Source organism: Streptomyces spongiae, assembly GCF_009377185.1.
Classification (GTDB): Bacteria; Actinomycetota; Actinomycetes; order Streptomycetales; family Streptomycetaceae; genus Streptomyces; species Streptomyces spongiae.
On the sequence record NZ_VJZC01000002.1, the window covers coordinates 1 to 19,361 of the forward strand.

General features: G+C 71.6%; 14 protein-coding genes and 1 tRNA gene. 1 reads left to right on the forward strand and 14 read right to left on the reverse strand.

The genetic code is table 11. From position 1 onward, the window contains the following. The first annotated feature begins 223 nt into the window (after positions 1 to 223). Positions 224 to 300 (forward strand) — tRNA-Pro (locus FNH08_RS00525). A gap of 67 nt (positions 301 to 367) precedes the next feature. On the opposite strand, the gene FNH08_RS00530 is transcribed toward FNH08_RS00525, so the two are convergent. The 14 genes from FNH08_RS00530 to FNH08_RS00590 form a co-directional block, all read right to left on the reverse strand. Continuing rightward, the gene (locus FNH08_RS00530; RefSeq protein WP_152769211.1) at positions 368 to 5,203 is read right to left on the reverse strand and encodes a phage tail protein; all 4,836 of its coding nucleotides are present in this window, start codon (positions 5,201 to 5,203) and stop codon (positions 368 to 370) included. A gap of 188 nt (positions 5,204 to 5,391) precedes the next feature. Continuing rightward, on the reverse strand, positions 5,392 to 6,702 hold the full coding sequence (locus tag FNH08_RS00535; RefSeq protein WP_152769212.1) for an ATP-binding protein: 1,311 nt from the start codon (positions 6,700 to 6,702) through the stop codon (positions 5,392 to 5,394). Then, positions 6,699 to 7,943, reverse strand: a complete 1,245-nt coding sequence (locus FNH08_RS00540) for a contractile injection system tape measure protein (RefSeq protein WP_152769213.1) — start codon at positions 7,941 to 7,943, stop codon at positions 6,699 to 6,701. The genes FNH08_RS00535 and FNH08_RS00540 overlap by 4 nt, the downstream gene beginning before the upstream one ends. After that, complete coding sequence (locus FNH08_RS00545) at positions 7,940 to 9,949, reverse strand: hypothetical protein (RefSeq protein ID WP_152769214.1); 2,010 nt, start codon at positions 9,947 to 9,949, stop codon at positions 7,940 to 7,942. The genes FNH08_RS00540 and FNH08_RS00545 overlap by 4 nt, the downstream gene beginning before the upstream one ends. Positions 9,950 to 9,978: 29 nt before the next feature. Then, positions 9,979 to 10,818 (reverse strand): hypothetical protein, encoded by an 840-nt coding sequence (locus FNH08_RS00550; RefSeq protein ID WP_152769215.1) that lies wholly within the window; start codon positions 10,816 to 10,818, stop codon positions 9,979 to 9,981. After that, on the reverse strand, positions 10,811 to 12,442 hold the full coding sequence (locus FNH08_RS00555) for a hypothetical protein (RefSeq protein WP_152769216.1): 1,632 nt from the start codon (positions 12,440 to 12,442) through the stop codon (positions 10,811 to 10,813). The genes FNH08_RS00550 and FNH08_RS00555 overlap by 8 nt, the downstream gene beginning before the upstream one ends. Further along, positions 12,439 to 15,141, reverse strand: coding sequence for a baseplate J/gp47 family protein (locus FNH08_RS00560; RefSeq protein WP_152769217.1), 2,703 nt, complete (start codon positions 15,139 to 15,141; stop codon positions 12,439 to 12,441). Before FNH08_RS00560 ends, FNH08_RS00555 begins: the two co-directional genes overlap by 4 nt. Continuing rightward, positions 15,138 to 15,563 carry a GPW/gp25 family protein gene (locus FNH08_RS00565; protein ID WP_152769218.1) on the reverse strand — a complete coding sequence of 142 codons (426 nt, stop codon included), beginning with the start codon at positions 15,561 to 15,563 and terminating at the stop codon, positions 15,138 to 15,140. The genes FNH08_RS00560 and FNH08_RS00565 overlap by 4 nt, the downstream gene beginning before the upstream one ends. Next, positions 15,560 to 15,838, reverse strand: a complete 279-nt coding sequence (locus FNH08_RS00570; RefSeq protein WP_152769219.1) for a PAAR domain-containing protein — start codon at positions 15,836 to 15,838, stop codon at positions 15,560 to 15,562. The genes FNH08_RS00565 and FNH08_RS00570 overlap by 4 nt, the downstream gene beginning before the upstream one ends. 17 nt (positions 15,839 to 15,855) lie before the next feature. Next, positions 15,856 to 17,580, reverse strand: coding sequence for a phage baseplate assembly protein V (locus tag FNH08_RS00575; protein ID WP_152769220.1), 1,725 nt, complete (start codon positions 17,578 to 17,580; stop codon positions 15,856 to 15,858). Further along, positions 17,577 to 18,251 carry a CIS tube protein gene (locus FNH08_RS00580; RefSeq protein WP_152769221.1) on the reverse strand — a complete coding sequence of 225 codons (675 nt, stop codon included), beginning with the start codon at positions 18,249 to 18,251 and terminating at the stop codon, positions 17,577 to 17,579. The genes FNH08_RS00575 and FNH08_RS00580 overlap by 4 nt, the downstream gene beginning before the upstream one ends. 16 nt (positions 18,252 to 18,267) lie before the next feature. Continuing rightward, on the reverse strand, positions 18,268 to 18,432 hold the full coding sequence (locus FNH08_RS50505) for a hypothetical protein (protein WP_194238314.1): 165 nt from the start codon (positions 18,430 to 18,432) through the stop codon (positions 18,268 to 18,270). A gap of 21 nt (positions 18,433 to 18,453) precedes the next feature. Next, positions 18,454 to 18,915 carry a phage tail protein gene (locus FNH08_RS00585; protein WP_152769222.1) on the reverse strand — a complete coding sequence of 154 codons (462 nt, stop codon included), beginning with the start codon at positions 18,913 to 18,915 and terminating at the stop codon, positions 18,454 to 18,456. A gap of 4 nt (positions 18,916 to 18,919) precedes the next feature. Next, positions 18,920 to 19,357 (reverse strand): phage tail protein, encoded by a 438-nt coding sequence (locus FNH08_RS00590; RefSeq protein ID WP_152769223.1) that lies wholly within the window; start codon positions 19,355 to 19,357, stop codon positions 18,920 to 18,922. Between the last annotated feature and the right edge of the window lie 4 nt (positions 19,358 to 19,361).

Here is a 19,361-nt window from a genome sequence, read left to right on the forward strand (position 1 = left end):
GCCCGTCCCGGGGCCGAGCGTTCCGCGCCCGCCCCTCCTCGTCCCGGTCGCGCCGCTCGACGCCCCGTCCCTCCTCCGAGTCCCTCGTCCGCTCTGTCCCGCTCGCACGTCGTGTCCCGCTCATACCTCGATTCTCCCGCGCCCACGTCCCCCGTCGAGCCGGCCCCCGACGTACGGTAAAGTTCTCACCGCGCGATCACGCGGGACACCCGCGGTAGCGCAACGGGACGTGGCGCAGCTTGGTAGCGCACTTGACTGGGGGTCAAGGGGTCGCAGGTTCAAATCCTGTCGTCCCGACCAGCTTTGTTGCAGGTCGGAGGCCGTTCTCTCGCTTGAGAGAACGGCTTTCGCGTTCCCCGCGGCCGCCTCACCAGCCAACAATCTCGAGGGCCCTTTCGAAGTCCCGGATGATGTCGAGATAGTTGCCGCGCTGGACTTCCGCAAGATCACCGATGGTGAGGTCGGCGACCCGGCCGACACCTTCGAGTTTGTACCAGACACCGATCGGGTCGTTAAGGCGCTCGGCGGAGATTCCCTCCGTGTTTCCGCTCCAGACCCGCTTGTCGATATCGGTCATCACGGCGATCGCAAAGGCGTAAGGCCCGGTGTCCTTGTGCTGGTCGTACAGCCCCCGCAACCATTCGTGGAACGCGTGCGACTGAGCGGTACCCGCGCTGTGCCTGCCCCGTTCGTCCTTGCTGAACGAACCGACGTGCCCGGCGAGCCCGGGGTCGAAATGCCACAGCACGAAATTCGTCCGGCTGCGAAGTTCGTACTGGAACTCTATCCACTTGACCGCGAGGGCGAGTGCGACCGGATCGAGGTGTGCGTCGAAGGCCTTGCGCAGCAGGTGCGGAAGGAGATTGGTGGGAATCCACTCGTGTTGGCCTTTGATGCGGAATCGCCGGTTGAGCCATTCCTTCGTGGGCTTGTCGGTCCAGGCCCACTGGAGACGGACAGCGCTGTACTCGTTGAAGGTGCGGTCCCGGGCGATCCCGAGGAGGAACGCCCTGATGTCCTGTGCGCGCTCGACGAGGGCTTGGTCGGGCTCATCTCCTCGCCCTGGCAGGTCGGCGAACGCGCCATAGGGTGCCGTGTCGTTCTCATACTCGACCGATGCCACTGTCTCCGACAACTTGGAGTCGACCGGGTCGATGTTCTGCGGCGGTCGGGAAGCCATCCCGCTCCGGTACGCCTCCCCGAGGGCGTCGAGGAAACCCTGCCGGACGGGATGGCTCTGCCCGGTCTCGACGAGGGCGTAGTCGCGGAACGCTCCGGTATCTGCGCGTCGAGCGGTCTTCCCGCCTTTCCCGCTCTTCGTGAAGTACGGGAGGAGCTCGCGCTGGACGTCCTCTCGGCCCAGGTATGCCTGGCCTGCGGAGACCGCCGGTCCGGCCAGGTCTGCCGGATTCCACACCGTGGCCGGCGCGGAGGCATCGAGCGGTACGTAGAGAGGGGGTCCCGAGTAGCGCCGCGCCCAGAGGTCGGTCACATCGCCCGCCCTGGCCCTGCCGTGAAGGGGCAGGTTGGCGGCGATGTCGGCCAGGTAGGTGGCTTCCGAGCCGGTTTCGTCGAAGATCTCGAAGAGCTCACGGAGCATGCCTGCCACCGCGCGTTCCCGCGCCTCGACGGTGTTGTCGCTCGGCGGCTTCACGGAGTCGTCGGGATCGCGGTTCGCCTCGAGGAACTCGCGCGCGAGTTCGGCGCCCTCTTTGTTCGTCTCGTCCGCCACGGCCGCGAGGGCGTCGAGTTTCGTCGCTGTGGGAGCCCGCTGCTCGTCGGGGAGTTCGCCCAGCCTGTCGCGCCACTCGGAAATCACGCTTTCGATCGGTTGCGGCACCGAGGCGACCATGAGCGCCGCGTCGTCGCCGGCGACCCTGAAGAAGAGCCGGTGGCCTTCGTGCGCGGCGGAGAAGCGCACCGTCGTACCGAGTTCGTCGTCCCCGCCGCCCTCGCTGTCCTCCTTGCCGCCGATGCCCAGACGCTTGAGCAGGGCGATCGCCTTGGCGGCCAGGTAGCCGATGACGCGGTCCATCGCGGCGTACACGACGGCCTGGAGACGGGTGATGGCCTCTGCCACCTCGCCCGGGAGGTCACCGAGGTGCAGGATGCCTGCGAGGAAGTCGATGACCGGTGGGATCAGTGAGGCCAGTGCTTTCTCCACGGAGGTGGCCAGGCCGGTGATGTTGCCCGCGACGACGTCGGCCATCCCGTTGACGACCGCCTCGACGAGCCGGAAGATCCTGGCCGCGTTGCGGAAGATCCACGCGCACACCTGGTAGATCAGGTCGATGGCCTGGGCGATGGCCCCCGCCGGGTTGAGGAGTCCGACGACACGGACGGTCACCTGCTCGATCAGTGTCTCGACCAGGTAGTCGACTGCCGCCTCGAGGATCATGCCGACGACGTTCTCCGGGGCGAGCTGTTCCTTGAGCAGCTCGACCAGGCCCTCCGGTCCGCGCTCGATCAGCACGGAGACGAACTGCCAGGCCGTCTCGACGACCTCGACCGCGGTGGGGCCGATGTGCCGTACGAGGATCTCCCGCACTCGCGGCCAGGTGATGCCCATGAGCTGCAGGGCGAAGGTGAACAGGGACTTGGCGGAGAGGTCGCGCGGCATGGGGGCGGGCGTCTTGAGGCCCGAGAACAGCCAGTCCCAGAAGCCCCGCAGGACATGCGTGCCGAAGTGGTCGAAGAACTGCTCGAACCCCTGCCTGACGCCGGCCACGAGGTTGTTGACGAAGGTCTCGGGATCCTCGGCGATGTCCGAGATGACCTGCTCGACCTTGGCGATCAAGGCCCAGAAGGCGGCGGGCGGGATGCCGGCCAGCCGCAGCAGTCCGTTGATGACGGCCCGGACCGGGTCGTCGATGAACTCCTCGATCGCCGCGACCACGCGCCCGATCAGCCCGCCGGCCTCCTCGCGCAGCGCCTGGGCCTCCGCGTGCACCTGGTTGACTGCCGCGACGGCACGCTGGGAGACGTCGCGGACGAAGCCGGTCTGCGCCTCCGTGACCCGTTGGCTCAGAGCGTCCAGCATGCCGCCGAACCGGGCCCGCTCCTGTGCCGCCCACTCGGGGAACTCCGCCTCCATCGCCTGGAACACACCGTCGATGTCGGTGCGGGCGTGCTGGATGACGGCCTGCGCCGCCGCGACGACCCCGTTCACATCGCTGGAGATGGTCGTCAGCAGTTCGCAGACGCCGTCCCCGAAGGTTCGCTCAGCGCGGTTGTACTCGTCCGTGACCCAGTCCGGCAGGCCGCTGATGTAGTCACCGATCGCGAGGACGGCGCCGCCGACGCCGGAGTGCCGCTCGTCGATCCAGCGCTTGACCCGGTCGAGCGAGTCGTGGAACTCCTGCGAGAGACGGCTCAGACCCGCGTCCCACCGTGCGATCGCCGTCCGGCTCAGCGGTTGCAGCAGCGCGTCGACCTGTTTCTGGGCGTCGTCGTAGATCTGTTGCGCGTGGCGTGCGACCGACTCCCGCGTGCGCTCCTCCGAGGCGACGGCCGCGGTCTGGCCACCGCCGACCGCCTTGACCGTCCCCGACCGGGTGCCGCGCATGGCCGCTACGGCCTGCTCCTGGAGTTGGGCCATGTCGGCCTGGGCCGAGTCGATGGCCTGCTGTTGCTCGGCCTGGATCTGCTGCGGAGTGCGTTCGGCGACCTCGCCGAGGCCGGCGCGGGCGTCCCGCGCCGCGGCGAACGGGCCGTCCGGGATCTCCTTCGTCACCCGGGTGTCGATGCCGGAGTCGGTGATCCTCTGGTCGGTCGCGGCGACGTCGGCGTCGAGGGACGTGTTCTCCGGCGGGATCGGGTCGGGGGCCGCCGAGGCCGCTTCGACGCCCATACCCGGGGAGGTGGGAGACGGCTTCTGGAGTGGCTCCGGTGTCAGGGTCGGTGTCCCGGGCGGCGGCGAGGCCATGGCGCCGTAGCTGTTGCCGACCTGCTGGACCTGGCCCTCTACCGAACCTGTGATCGTGGATCCGGCCTTCCGCGCCTCCTTGGTGGGGTCGGACTCCAGGAGCTCGTCCTCGTCCTCGGGCCGGTTCGCGCGGATCGCCGTGCGGATGCGTTCGCAGAGTTCGACGATCTCCGGGCTGGGCGCCGGCCGTGCGCCCAGTTCGGCGGCCAGTTCCTCGCGGGCCCGAGCGGCGGTCTCGGCGGCCGGTTCGGTGACGGCCGCCCGGGAGTCGGCGACAGCGGCGTCGGCGGTGGGCAGATCGCGGGCTGCCCGTGCCGCTCCGCCTGCCCCGCCCTTGACCGCCGTGCCCCGTGCTGCCGCCGCCGGTGTGAGGTCGGTGGGCGGCTCCGGCATGATCAGCTGGACGGTGGGGGGTGGTGAGGTCTCGGCGGAGGGCTCTTCCGGTACGCCTTCGGCCGCGCCGCCTTCTGTGACGGGAGCCGTCTCCAGCGAGGCCGTCACCTCACCGGCCCGTTCCGCGGCACCGGCACCGGCACCGGCACTGGCAGCGGGCCCGGTCGGGCTTTCCGGCACGGTCGCCGGGACGACGGAGGTCTCCGCCGCGGGTGCCTCCGGCTCGGCCGGTGACCGCGGCACCACCTGCGCCGGGTCCCCGCCGACCGCCCCGAGCAGACCCGTCAACGCGGCACGGACCGCGGCGTCCAGGACCCTCAGGGCCTCCGGGCTGTCCGCGCCGTGGATCCCTGGCGCGAGGAAGAGGTTCTGGTCGGTGACGAAGGCCGGAGCTCCGCCGACCTGGGTGTCGGGGTGCACCCGCAGGTGGGAGACGTCGAGTCCGAGACCGCGGTAGACCTCGGCCACACGAGGGCTCAAGGGCAGTCCCGACGGCATGGCGTCGCCAGGCAGGTGGACGACGACGCGGTCGCCGTGGCGGGGTGAGTCGATGCCGTTCGGCGCCGTCCAGGTCGCGCCCTGCGGCAGCGGCCCCAGGTCCACGGCCAGCGTGCTGCCGCGCAAGGTGACCGTGGGGGTGGCGAGCGGCACCTCGGCACTCCAGTCATGGACCGTCCATGCCACCTCACCCAGGGCGAGGCCCAGGAAACGCACCCCGGTACGCATCCGGACGACGCCGTCGAGGGAGCCGTCGGAGCGGAAACCCGCACTGCCCGTGACGTCCGCGAACGGGGCGGCGCCGGTGAGCACCACCGCTCCGCCGTCCACACCCCACTCGGCCTGAACCGCCGTCAGCCCACCCGCGGCGAGCGGTCCGAGAGCCACGACGGTCGCCTCGCCCTCCGGCCGCGGGACCTTCGTGAGGAAGCGGCTTGCCTCGGCCGCGGCCGGCGACGACGTAGCGATCGGCGATGACGTGGCGACCGGCGACGATGTTGCGGCCCGCGAGGACGTAGCGGACTGCGACGGCGTCGCGGCCGTCTGCCCGGGCGGAGCCCGGTCGGCGACCCGGTTCACGCCGGCACCGACTTTCCGGACTTCTCGTACTGGCGGCGGACGCCGGTCAGGAGGTGCTCAGCGGTGACGACCCGGCCGTCGGCGGCGGCCAGATAGGCGGCCTCCAGGGTCGCCTCGCGGATCTGCGCGCCGGTCAACGGATAGCGGTGCGCCAGCGCGACCAGGTCGACGCCGCCGTCCACCGGCAGTTGGGACGGGGCGACCGTGGACCACAGCCGCACGCGCTCGCCCGGCCCCGGTTCGGGAAACTCCACCAGGACGTGGATCCGGCGCTGGAACGCCGTGTCGATGTTGGCCACGAGATTGGTCGTCAGGATGACGATCCCGGGGTGCTGTTCGATACGCGACAGGAGATAGGACACCTCCTGATTGGCGTACCGGTCGTGGGCGTCGTCGATCTCGGTGCGGGCGCCGAAGACCGCGTCGGCCTCGTCGAACACGAGGACACAGCGCTCACGGGCGGCACGGTCGAAGACCTTGGCCAGCGACTTCTCGGTCTCGCCGATGTACTTCGAGACCAGCGCCGACAGATCCACCAGGTAGGCGGGCAGGCCGACCGTCCGGGCGATCGCGGCCGCGGTCATCGTCTTCCCGGTGCCGGGCGGACCGTGGAACAGCGCGATCAGGCCGGCGGCGTTGTCGTGGTGTGCCCCGAAGCCCCACTGCTCCACGACGACGTCACGGTGCGCGATCCGCCCCGTCAGGTCGTCGACGCGGGCCCGGGCGCTCGCGGGCAGGACGACGTCTTCGAGGGTGTGCACCGTGGTCAGCGGCCGGGCCGGGAAGTCGGACGTCGCGACGCCCGCCTTGGGCGGAAGCCCCAGGATCCACGCGAGCAACTGCGGATCCGGTCTCAGCACTCCGGACAGGTCGCCCGGCGGGTCCAGTGACAGCAGACCGCGTGTCTGCAGCAGCCCTCGTGGCGACAGCATGACGGCCGCGTCCAGCCTGCCCCGGAAGGAGCGCGCGACCAGGGTGCGGGCCACCTCCCCGGTCAGGGCCGTGATACCGGGGCGGTCGGTGAGCATGCCGTACAGCGCGTCGAATCGCTCGTCGACACAGGGAGCGACGGCCGCCGTGAGGACGACCGCCTCCGCCGCCGAGAGGCCCGCGGCGGTGACGATCTCCGCGAGCGGGCCGGTGCCGGCGAAGCGCCGGACGTCGGGCAGCCCTTCCGTGTCGTCGTCGATGCTCAGCCGCCGCCCGCAGGGCCCGCCGCGGCGCTCTTCCAGCCGTACCTGAATCAGGGCGTCGACCATCTCGAGCGCGGCACGCAGCTCGGCGACGGGCGTGGGGACCGTCGTCATGGCCGGAACCGCACGGTGAGAGGGGGCGACCACGGCAGCTTGATCAGGCCCACGGGGTAGGGGAGTCGCGGCAGAACGACGTCGAGCGGGCGGGTGGCCGCGGTGAGCAGCTCGGGATCCCGGTCGCGGTCGACGACGCCGAGGCGGGCGATCCAGGAGCCGCGGACGAAGCCCGGCGAGGAGCGCTCGAACCCCGGCAGCAGGGCGGCGAACGAGGCCAGCACCCGTGCGGCCGACTCGGCCACCTCGTCCTGTCGGGCCAACGGCACACGCAGCTCGGCCGGTTCGGACGACGTACGCCCGGCCAACAGGCCGACGAGCGGGTCGTCCGCGAGGGCGGGATCGTCCGGGTCGACGATCGCGGCCAAGGCCGCCTCCCGGACCGCCAGGCCGTCCAGGCCCGCGTGGAGGTCCTCGGCCCGGCGGCAGTGCTCGGCCAGCCAGGGGTACAGCAGAACCAGGCCCGCGCCCCGGGTCACGGCCGCGGTCTCCACAGCGGTTGTCCGCCCATCCACGAGCTGTGCCAGTACGGCGAGGACGTCCAGGACTTCGCCCGGCGTGAAGGGGAGTTCCTCAGCCTTCAAGGGCGTGTCGGCCGTGTCCACCCGCCGCTTCTGAGTCCCGGCCTCGTCCACCCGCCGCTTCTGAGTCCCGGCCGCGTCGGGCGCGGCAAGCGAGCTCGGGAGCAGGGGGCCGGTGCGTTCCACCGGGGTGCCCAAGCCGGTTCCCGTTGCCTGCCTCGGCGCCTGCCCCGGCACCGGAAGCCGTAGTGCGTGACAGAGCGTCCGCAGCAAGGACACCCACGCATCGGCGCCGATCTCGTCGGCGACGGCTCGCGCCGTATCGGAGTCGGCGAGTTCCAGGACGGCCCGCGGCAGCGGCATGCCCGGTCCCGCCTCCGTCGCCCCGAGTGCGTGGACGACGGCGAGTACGTCCCGCGGCCCGGGAACCCGCCCGCCCACCGGATCGCCGACCGGCCCTCCCGGGCCGACCGACACGGACTCCCGTCGTACGGCGAGCAGTTGCGCACGGATGGAGTCGGCCCACAGGACGGCGAGGGTCTCGTCGTCGTAGGCCGTCACGTCCAGGTCGAGCCTGACCACGATCTCGTCCACCCGAACGTCGCCGACGTCCGCCAGGGCGCGTTCGAGCGCGGCGGGCAACGCGCGCGCGGCGACGCCCGTGAGGCGCCGCGCATGCGGCCCACGCAGGCGTACGGTGTCCACCGCGACGTCGGTCATGTGATCAGCCCGCCCAGGTTCCGTAGCTGTGTGTCGAGTTCGCGTCCGTGTTCCGCGGAGACCCCGGAAGCCTTGACCATCGTGCGGACGGTGCCCAGCACGGCGAGTGTGGCCTCGGTGACGAGTTCGGGGTCGCCCGCCGCGATCGCGGAGTCCAGGTCGGCGCGGGCCCGTGCGGCGGCCGCGGTGTAGCGCTGGAAGTTGGGGTTCTGCACTTCCGGCAGCGACTGCATCGCGGCGACCGTGGCTTGGGCGAACTCGGAGACACCCTTGCCGAGATTTCTGTCGATCGTCTTCTCCTTGGGCAGCTTCGCCAGGACGTCGACCTTGCCCTCGACCAGGGAAATCCGGTGCTGGACCTCCTCGAGGCGCTTCAACTGCGCTTCCGCCGTGGCGATCCGGACGCCGTAGCCGCTGCTGTCGAAGGCTCCACCCTTGTAGGACTGGAATTCGCCGTGGAGGGTGGTGAAGTCCCGTTTGAGCCCGGAGAAGTTCGCCTCGGCCGTGTCGACGCGGCTCACCACTGTCGCGGTGAGACCCCGCATTTCGGTGGCGGCGGCCTTGGCGTCAGTGGCGGCGGAAACCGCCTCCGGCAGCGCGGCACCGACGATGCGCACGTTGCGTACGGCGGGAACGCGGCCGGTCGCGATGACCTTCCCCGCGGCATCCTTGGTGAGCACGATCGTGTCCGACGGGCTGAAGCCGCCCGACGGCAGGTAGCCCTTCATGTCGTCGACCGCCCCGACATCGACCACCTTGATGACCGCCGCACCACTCGTGCTCGTGATGAAGTCCCGCAACTTGTCCCGCACGACGTCGGCCGGGCGCCCCAGATAGTCCGTGGCGCCGAAGACTCCGTCCTCGAAGAAGTCCCAGCCCTCGGTCTGGTAGATCTCCCACGGCTGCTTCCACTTCTCCTCGAACGGCGGGTACCAGATCGGGTCGCGCGGGTTGATCCTCCACCGTTCGGCCCACTCGTGGGGTATCTGCTCGGGAGGGTAGAAGATGTTGACGCACTTGCCACGGATGAGAATCGAACCCTTCGGGCAGAACACCGGGGGCTCGACCTCGCCCTGTGGCACCGGAGCCGGTGGTGCGAATCCCGCGAGCAGAGCCTCCAGTTCGTCCTGGAGCCGGGATGCCGGGTTGTCGCAGGTCCCACCGAAGAACACCTCGGTCAGGCCCCTCGGCGGCTCCCAGGCGTGCCGGTAGGCGCACTCGAACGTCCAGTCACCGCCGACCTGGTGCACCCAGCCGAGCACCACACCGGGGCGCGTGGTCGTCCGGTCGCAGCTGAGGTGCAGCAGGGCCCGGGCCCGGAGCAGGTCGAGGGTGGCGAACAGCACCATGTTCAGCCAGCCGCACTTGTAGCCCTGGGCCCCGGGCGAGTCCGCGCTGTCGACGGACGTGGCTTTCAGCTTCGCGATCAGGGCCGGATCGACCAGTGGCTCGGTGCCGTTCTTGAGCCGGTACTCGATCAAGTCACGCAGCGCCGCGTAGGAGTTGACCGGCGTCGAGTCCAGGGCCAGGCGGATCGGCTCGGCCTTCAGCAACTCGTCGTCGGAGAAGTCCATGCGCGTACCGGTGACGCGGCCGGCGACGGTGCGCAGCGCGACGCCGACGGTGTGCAGCGTGGCGTGCCCGGCGCAGTCGCCCTCGCCGCAGTCAGGGGCTGCCTCCGGCTCATCTGTCGCCTCCAGCACGACGCTGAAGCCGCCGGGCGCGGTGTCGATGAAGTCGTACGACACGTTCATCGCCGGTGGCGCGAGGTTGATCGGCTGTGCGGTGGGCAGTACGAGGGGTTCCCCCGGCTGGTCCACGGCCAGACCCGGCTGGATCGTCAGAGTGGTGCCCGAGACGCTGCCGCCGAGGCCGCAGTTCACCCCGAATCCGGTCATCCGCCCGACCAGGCGGTCCCGGGCGTGCTGGAATTCCCGGACCATGTTGAGATCGGCGGCGGTGAGGGTCTGACCGCTCTCGAAGAACGGGTACTGGTTGGCGGTCATGCGATTCTCTCCTTGACTGCCTCGGGCCGTCACGTCGTGGGCAGGCGCCCGACATCGAGCCGGTCATGGGGTCGGCCCCCGTCGACGCACGCGTGGATGTGGATTCCGTTCCTGTGGTCGATCTCCGACACCGCCGAGCACAGCAGCGCGTTGAGCTTCGCCTCGTGTTCGGCGACCGCGGCGGCGTAGGCGTCGAGCTGCGACGGGGTCGGTGAGTCGGGCAGCACCGGTGGGTCGGTGAGGGGCGGTCGCGTGAGCAGCTCGGGGTTCACGAAGCAGACCCGCATGCCCACGTGGGCGGGCGCGTAGCGGTGGACGAAGTCGGCCGCCTCCTCCCGCCTGGCCCAGTCGGCGAAGCGCGGGGCCGGGACGAAGAGCGTCGCCGAGTACGGCGCCGGGGCCGCGACGGTGCCCGGCGCCTTGTAGTGCTCCAGCAGATAGGGCCGTTCGTCCGCCCTGACGATGCCGAAGTACAGGGCGAACCAGCTGAGGAAGCCGCGCGGTGTGCCCCGGCGGCGCCACAGCCGCGCCGACCGGGCGAGGAACTGGCGGCGCCGCGCCAAGCCCGCCTCGGTCCTCGGCCAGCTCGCCGGGAACACGAAGCCGGCCCAGGCCGCCACCTCGTCGTACGTCGCGAGGTAGGACCGCAGCAGGGCGTCGGGCCCGGCGTCCAGCGGTACGTCGGCGGGCCAGCGCAGCACGGCGTCGGGACCGAGGCCGAGCAGCAGGTCCTCCAGCCGCTCTACGATCGCTCGGTTCAGGTCGTCGGCCAGCCCGAGATAGGCGTCCACCTGGGCGAAGGACACCGGGTCCTGCTGGTAGACGGCGGGCAGCTGCGCGGCGAGCCGGGTGTAGTCGGGGCTACGCATCCGCGCACCCCGTGACCAGGGCGAACCGCACCCGCAGGCAGTCCGCGTCGGCCAGCTTCGGCACGGCGTTGCCGGCCAGGGGAAGGCTGCCGTGGGCCAGAGTGACGAACTCGGGTCCTCCCTCGACCTTCATGCGGAGGTCCTCGACACCCCGTACCGCGATGTCGGCCACGATCGCCTCGACGACCTCGGTGAACCGGATCGGGGCGCCCGGAATCCAGCCCTCGGTCGGCTGGTCGATCCGTGGCCACGGACCGTCGACGGGCCGCTCGGCTGCGGGCACCCGCGATTCCGGCCGGCCCGCGGCGAAGTACGCGGAGATCCGCGCCCGTACCTCCGTGACCAGCGCTGCCCGGTCGACCCCGATGCCCGTGATGAGCGTGCCCTTGACCAGGACGCGCTGCTCCGCCAGCAGGCCCGCACCGACCTCGTCGCAGATGACGCGGCGGGGGGCGACGTCGTTCACCGTCGCGCGCCAGTCGGGGCACGGCGTGCCCGCCTCCGGGCCGACAGCGGTCCGGAGCACGGCGCGCAGGAATTCGTCGCGGTCGGTCGGGTGCCGGTCCTCGGGCTCCACCACCAACGTGATCGCCGGCGCCTTCGGGTCCACGGCGACGGACGCGAGTCTCCCGGTGGGCAGGCCGTTCCAGGCGACGCCCTCGAGCCTGCCGGGCACCGCCCAGGCCCGGCGAACTCCGGGATGTGCGCGGGCCCGCCGCGCGTAGTCCTCCGCGGTCACCGGTTCACAGGTCAGCGACTGGATCGGGTGGGGCGGCCAGATGTGTGTACGGCCCCGAGGGTCCTCGAGGTCTTCCGGCACCGTGTCCGGCGGCCGGGGTCCGGCGGCCATCGCGATCCGCACCTCGGCCGGGCCGAGGCCGTCCCCGGCGAGCGCCGCCCGGACGGCGGGGGCAGTGGCCGCCGTGGCCGCGCGGACCTCGGCCAGCCGGGCGACGAGCGCCTCCTGCGTCAGCCGGCGCCGCTCCCGGCGCACCAGGGAGACGATCTCCTCGTCCCACAGCGGCAGTGTGCCGGCCAGCTCGGCCGCGGCCCGCGCGTCCCGGGTGGCGACCGGATCGGCCGAGCCCTGCTGGGCCGCGACGGCCTCGGCGACGATGTGGGCCTGCTCCTGCGCCACTTGGCGGACCAGCCGGGCCCGCATCAGCGCGATCACGGCCGGGCGGTGGCTCGCGCCGAACGCCGCGCTCCATGGCGGCCTCGACAACAGGGCGCCGGCGTCCGACGGCGACGGACAGGCACGGATCAGCGGTTCGAGTACGGCGGCGGAGGTGGGCCGGGATGACGCCAGCGCGGCCGCGATCGCCGTCAACGATCCCCGGGGAAGCGTGGCGTGCCAGGACCGGTCGGCGTCCGGCTCCCAGCCCCGTACCTCCAACGGCCAGGCGTCGAAGTGCCGTTCGGCGACGCGGTAGTGCAGGTCGGCCAGGCCGAACGCGGCCACCTCGGCCAGGGTCACACCTGGATCCACCGGGTTGTGGTCGCTCCAGGCGTCCGGGACGGTGGCGGCGAGTCCGTCCGTCACCCGTGCCCGGACGGTCTCCCAGTCGGCGTCCGGCTCGACGGGGACGAAGGGCACGATCGGTGCCGGCTGCTGCGGGGTCACAGTCGCTCCTCACACGTCAGCACATGAGCGGCGGACGAGCAGTACAGTCCGCGGCACGGGTTCACCTCGATCACCTCGACCGGCGTCCCCTCGGCGTCGCACAGCTGGAACGACGTGACGACATCGACGACCGGATGGCGCTCCAGGAACGCGATCAGCGTCGACGCGTACAGCGACTGCCCCCACCGCGTGGGGACGGTGCCGGCCGGATGCAGCACCGACTCCAGCGCATCCGTGATCGACTCCTTGCCGGTCAGGGCGGCGACACCGCGACGCAGCGTGATCGTCGCGACGACGGTGACCGGTGCGTAGCGCGGGCAGAGCACCACCACCCCGGCGCCGAGCGGCCGGGCGGGGGTGACGGCCTCGACGATGCGCTCGGCGAGGCTCACCGAGGGGCGTGGTGCCGGGTCCAGCGGCCGGTCCGGCAGGACGACCAGACCGACCTTCCCGGCCTCCCGGGCGCCCTTCCGGTTGGTGTGCGGCAGACACAGGACGGCTGCGACCTCGGGGAAGGCCTGCGCCACCCGCTGCTCGTAGTCCCAGGGCAGGACGGCACGGTCACGGTGCCGGGTGCGCGCCGACGCCCTGGCGCGGTACGCCGGATCGGGCTCCGGGGCGCGGCCGCGCAGCGAGGCCGGATTGGTCGCCTTCCTGACCCCGCGCAGCGGCGAGAGCGTGCCCTTGATCGTCCCCGGTGGCAGTGGGGCGGCCGAACTGGGGTCGGCGGCCGGGTCGGGGGCCGCGGAGACGAACTCCGCCACCACGGCGTCCACCTGCACGCCGTGGATCGTGCCGAGCCGCTCGGGCGCGGTCGTGACGAGGCGGATCCAGCGGCCCGTGTCCGCGCCCAGGTCGGCACAGCCCACCGCCGAGCCGGCCGGGACGACGAAGCGCAACAGGCCGGACTCGCGCAGCTGACGGGATCCGTCCGCGACGGGGAGGTCGTGCCAGGTCGTGCCGTCCCACCACTCCCACCGCGCGGCCACCGGGTCGGTGGCGCCGCAGGGCGTGGCCGGGTCGACGTCGAAGTACACCGAGACACTGGACCCCACCGCCGACGCGGGCAGGTCGAGGCCGATCGCCACCATGCCGGTGGCTCCCGCGTCCGAGACCGCGCGGCGGAACGGCCGGAACACGCCGCCGTCCTGCTGGGCCGCGTGCCGCCACCCGCTGCGGGACTCCACGCGGGTGGCCGCCACCGGCACGGTCGTGTACGAGATCGTCACGCCGGAGGCGACCGGTGGCACGGGCGGCGGCGGCATCGTGGGCTTCGGTGTGGTACCGGCCACCGCCTGGGTGGCGAACGCGGCGATGTCCTCCTGGTAGGCCGTCCAACCGAAGTCGCCCTCGGACAGGAAGGCCCGCACGTAGTGCCCCTGCTGTCCCGCGACGGCGCAGCGCTCGGACCCGACGGCGCCGGACACGTCGGCGCTGAGCGTGCCGAACCGGTCGCCCCGGTCGCCGATCCGCCGCCACTGTCCTTCCACTCGCCGCTGCCACACCACGGTGGGGTCGCCCGTGTCGTCGAGGAAGGCCAGGATGTCGTGGAAGTGTTTGGTGTGGGCCGCCCCGACCTCGGCCTGAACACTCATCAGCCGATCCCTGAGGAAGCCCGCCGTGGCCGCAGGGATACCGCTGCCGCCCGCCGAGGCCGAGAGGGTCCCACCGCCCGCCCGCAACAGGGAGACGGTGACGGTCAGCTGCCGCAGGGCCTTCGAGAACGCCTCGTCCGAGCGCAGATAGAAGGCGTCCCCGCGCTTGGCCACGGCGCCGAACGGCTGGAACTCCTTCGTGACGTCCACCGCGCCGTCGTTGTGGAAGGCGGCCTGCGGCACGAACGGCGTTCGCCCGGACACCGCGACCTCCACCGTCGAGAAGGCCAGCTCCTCCGGCACCGGCACCGTGGCAGGGACGACGCATTCGATCCACGGAGTCCCCCCGTCCGGCGCCCCGCACCCGCCCGACAGCGTGACCGTGACGGTCCCGCCGGACGGGGTGTCCGTGACCGTCCCCGTCGTGGTCGGACCGACCTCGCCGTCCGCCGTGGAGCACCGCCACATGACCGGGGCCAGCAGGTGTACACCGGTGGCGTCGCCGAAGGTCAGCGTGGCGGTGAGGTCGCCGCCCTCGAAGGACAGCGCCGGTGAGTACACCCGCAGTGTGTGGACGGCGTCCGGCCCGGTCCCGGGGGCGAGCGGAAACTCCGGCGCCTCGTTCGCGATCCCGGGTCGTCCGCGCTCGGTCCCGCCGGGGTGCAGGGTGCGGACGGCGACCAGCGGCGCGCCATGAGCGGTGAGAGCGTCGAGGGTGGCGTAGCGCCGTTCGTTGCCGAAGGCGTCCTTGCCGCCGCGGAGCAGGGTGCCGCGCGGGACGACGACCGGCGCGGCTTTGGGGTCCACCGTGACGTGGACGATCACGCGGTCGGGCACGGCCGGCAGCCGCGGGATGCCGAGGAGTCGCTCCAGCCAGGCCACATGGGTCCGGGCCGCAAGGGCGTCGGCGTGCTGGTCGAGTGCGGTGTACTCCCGGGCCAGTACGGAGAGCAGGGCACCGTCCGGCAGTTCGGACCGCGCGAGGACGTCCTCGTCGGCCACGCGTGTGAACAGCACGTCGTACCAGGAGGTCCTGTCGTCGAAGGGGGCGAGCCGGGCCGCGGCCGCCATCGCCTCGACGATGCGTTCGGGGGGCCGGGTCATCGCGCACCCACCAGGTAGAACGGGACGACGAGGCTGTTCGGGCGGCGGTGGCGGTCGATCCGGTAGGAGACGTGGACGTCGACCCGGTCGTCCGCCTCTTCGGACGGCACCGCCTCGACGGAGTCGACGATGACCCGGGGTTCGCCGAGCAGCAGTGCCCGGAGCACGTCGTCCGCGAGCCGGTGGCAGGCGTCGGGGGTGCGTGGCTCGAAGACGTACCGGTCGACGCCGGCGCCGAAGTCCGGCCGCATGACCCGGCTCCCCGGCATGGTGCGCAGCAGGATGACAAGGGCGGCGGCCACGTGTTCCGCGCCCTCTTCGGTCACCAGGGACACCGGCCCGGACCCCGGGTCGGAGTCCGGGCGGGCCCATGTCGGAGGGAAGGCCCATCCCCGGCCCACCTGGGGGTAGTCGCCGCTCATCCGATCACCACCGTCGGGTTGCCGACGGCCACCGACGCCCCACAGGCGCAGGAGTCGCCCGCTCGCAACGCGGGCCGACCCTGGATCAGCACCGTGGACGAACCCGCCAGGAACGGCGTCGCCGGCGGGTGCGGTGGGGGCGAGGGGATCACGCAGGCGTGCATGTCTCCCAGCACCGCCGCGGGCATGCCGCCGACCAGCACGGTGGCGACTCCTGGTCCGACGACCGTGCCACCGTGCACCGTGGTGTCTCCGACCCGAGCGGCCGCAGGCATGACGATCTCCCCGGTTGCTAGTTGATGGTGATGAGTGAGCCATTGAGCGCGAGCGACCCCGACGCCTTGAGACCGAAGGTCGCCGAGGTCTCGATCGTGGACGGCCCGGAGGCCTTGGCCTGGAGCTTGAGCGAGTCGAGCGAGATGCTCCCCGCCGCCGACGACAGCTTGATGTCGCCCTGCGCCGCGACGAGTTCGATGCCCTCCCCGGACAAGCGGATGGTGTTGCCCGAGTCGGCGTGCGTGATGACAACCGCGGAGTCCTTGTCGTCGAGTACGAGACTGTGGCCCTTGCCGGACAGCAGCTTCGCCGCGGTCGAGTCGCCGTCCTCCAGACGCAGGGCGTGGCCGTCGGGGGTCGTCAGGGCACGGACGGCGTTGGTCTCGGCGTCCACCACGACGGGCGGTCGCTGCGTGCCGTTGTGGAGGGACCCGAGGACGACGGGCGTGGCCGCGTCACCGTCGACCAGCCCGACGAGGACCTCCTGTCCCACGTTCGGGACGAAGACGGCGCCGTACCCGTCGCCCGCGTCGAGGTTGGCCGTCCTGGCCCAGACACCGTCTCCGTGGTCCGCCCGCCAGGGCAGCCGGACCTTCACCCGGTTCAGCGACTCCGGGTCGTCGAGCGCCTCCACGACGCCCAGTACGAGGCCACCTTCGCCGGTCCTCGACCTCGACGGCGGGACCAGGGCGGGCGGTGACCCCAGCTGAAACTCCGTCAGATACCCGCCGGCGGTGAAGCGGTGCCTGGCCGCGGTGACGTAATGCGGTCCGGACATCCGCGTGCCGACACCCGCGACCGACACCCAGCCGTCGCACCGCAGCGCCGGGTCGCCGTGCACGACGCCGGACCCGAAGCAGTGCGCCAGTGCGGCCTTCCGCTGTGCGGCGACGGCGCGGGCGTCGGCCTCGTCCGATCCGGCCACGGCCGGTGACGCGCACCTCTCGTCCCGCGACGGCCAGCCGGAGTCGGCCACGGCGGTGTCGTGCGCGGTGCGCCCACCGACGTCGATGCCCGCCGCGGCGGCACTCTGCTCGGACTCGGCGGCTTCGAGCGAGGCCAGGTCCCAGGCCACGCCGACGGCGGAGCCGATGGCACGCGTCAGGTCCTGGGTCAGGTGCAGCTCGACGAGGTCACGGGTGTAGTCCAACGCGATCGGCCGCTGCTTCGGTGCGGGCGGGCGCAGGACGAGGGTGTCGCCTCGGACGTAGGTGACCCAGCCCAGTTCGTCTGCGCGGCGCTTGAGCAGTTCCCAGTCGCTGAGCCGGTCGCCGACCACGAAGGGACGGCTGACGCCGTCCGCGGCGTCCGTGGTGAGTGCGTAGTCGGCGGCGACGGCGGAGGCGACGTCCGCGTCGGAGACATTGGCCAACTGGCGGGAGCGGGGCGGGTGTTCCAGCAGGATGGATCTGCTGCGCCCCTCGACGCGGAGCACGGGGCGGCCGCCACGCGGGAAGTGTGTGGTCAGTGACGCGATGACGCCGTCGAACACGGTGGTCAGCCGGGAGTGGTGGCCGAGCGAGACCGCGATCGCCGCCCCGGGTGCGAACGGGCCGTCGTCGCTGTGCCGCACACTGCGGCTGTCCGCGTCCCAGTTCTGGACGAGCAGCGTCAGGCGGCCGTGCCGGTTCACCTCCTCGGAGATGTCCAGTTCGACGATGTCAGCGGCCACGAGAGGTCGCAACGCCTGGTCGGCCACGCGCACTTCGAACGCGGGCCGGTCCCGCTCCGCCGGGCTCATCGTCCGGCCGCCAGCGGTGGGAGGACGAGCAACTGGCCCGTGCGCAGGCCACGCGGGTTGGCCAGACGGTTCGCGGCGGCCAGCGGACGCCAGTAGGCCGGGTCCCCGTACACCCGGGCGGCGATGGCGTCGAGGGTCTCTCCGTCCTCGACCAGCCAGGTCTGGTAGAGGTCGGGTGAGGACGGCCGGTCCTGCGCGGCCGTCTCCTCGGCGGAGAGCGCCTCCTTCAGCGACAGCTTGACCGTGGCCCGCAGCGGCTCGCCCGCCCGGTCGAACAGTTTGTACGTGACGTCGGCCTGGGTGAGGATCCCGCGGAACCCGAACCGCCCCCAGAAGGCGTGCACGTAGTACGGCTGGTGCGTGTCGCCCTGAAACCGCGTCAGCTCCAGCAGCGCGTCGAGCAGGGGGCCGATGCTCCCGGGCTCGCCGACCACGCCGGTGCCGTCCAGCAGCAGGTCGATCTGGACCTGGTCGGGCTCGCCGCCACTGAACGACTGCTGCGGGGCGGACGTCCCCGCGGACTGCGTCGCCTGGTAGAGGTTCTTGCGCGAGAAGGACAGCTCGGTGGGGTTGAGCAGGGCCTGCCAGCGGATGCCGGTGGGCTGCTTGAACTTGATGTCCGCGTAGGCGTCGATGGTCAGCTTGGCGAGTTGGGTCGCGGTCAGGTTCACAGGTCCCACTCCCGATTCACAGGTCCCACTCCCGACGGAGGATCTCCAGTACCCGCTCGGCCGCCCGGCGCACGATCACGTCCATGTCCGCCTCGCCCCGGGGCTCGCCGGGCGGCGGGACGTCGGCCGGTGCGGGGCCCAGCACTGTCTCGGTGACGATCTGTCCGATCACTACGGCCATCTCAGAGCACCTTCTGCCATCTCAGAGCACCTTCTTGAGCGAGAGCCCGTGGTGGGCGATCTCGATGACGTCGATCGCCGCCGCGGACGACTGCGCGTCCAGGTCCGGGCCGGTCACCTTGGCGGGCCAGCCCCTTGTGAACGCCCACACCCGGACCGGGGCGATCACCCCCTCGACGGAGCTCATCAGAGTGACGCTCCCGTCCCGCGGGGCGACCAGCCCGCTGACGTGGAACTCGGCGAACCAGTCCCACAACTCCTGCACCGGCCAGGCGCCCTGGCTGAGCACCAGGTTTGGGAACGAGGCCCGGCTGGGAAAGCGGTGGGCGAACCGGTTCTCACCGCCCTCCTGGTACTCCTCCACGCCGACCTCCGCGGCCAGCCCGGTGCACTTGGCGAAGTTCGCCGACGCCAGGCCGTCGATGGCCAGGACGAAGTGGGCCGTGGTGAACGGCCTGACGAGAGGCGAGGCCAGCGGCAGCATGAGGTCACCGGGTCTCGATCAGGATGCCTTCGCAGGCGAACTCGACCGATTCGATGGCGACGTCGGTGCCGGTTGACTTGAGGCCCGGGCCTTCGAGCTTGACCGGCCAGGCCTCCCTGATCTTCCACGTCATCACCGGGTCCCGCTCCTCGTTGAGGAGACTGACCGTGACGTCACGGCGGTCCACGGAGCCGATGCTGATCGAGTTGTACCACTCGAACAGTCCGTTGCCGGCCTCGGCGGGGGCGATGCCCCTCTTCATCGTGACGTTCGAGAACTTGCGCAGACCCGGTTGCTTGTGGGTGGAGAACTGGGGGTCGGCGCCCCCGCGGTACTCGATGACCTCGGCCTCCATCGTCAGTCCGCTGACTTCCGAGAAACTCGAGGTCTGCTGTGTGTCCCCCCAGCTCACCGCGAAGTGCAGGGTGGTCATGGGATACATGCGT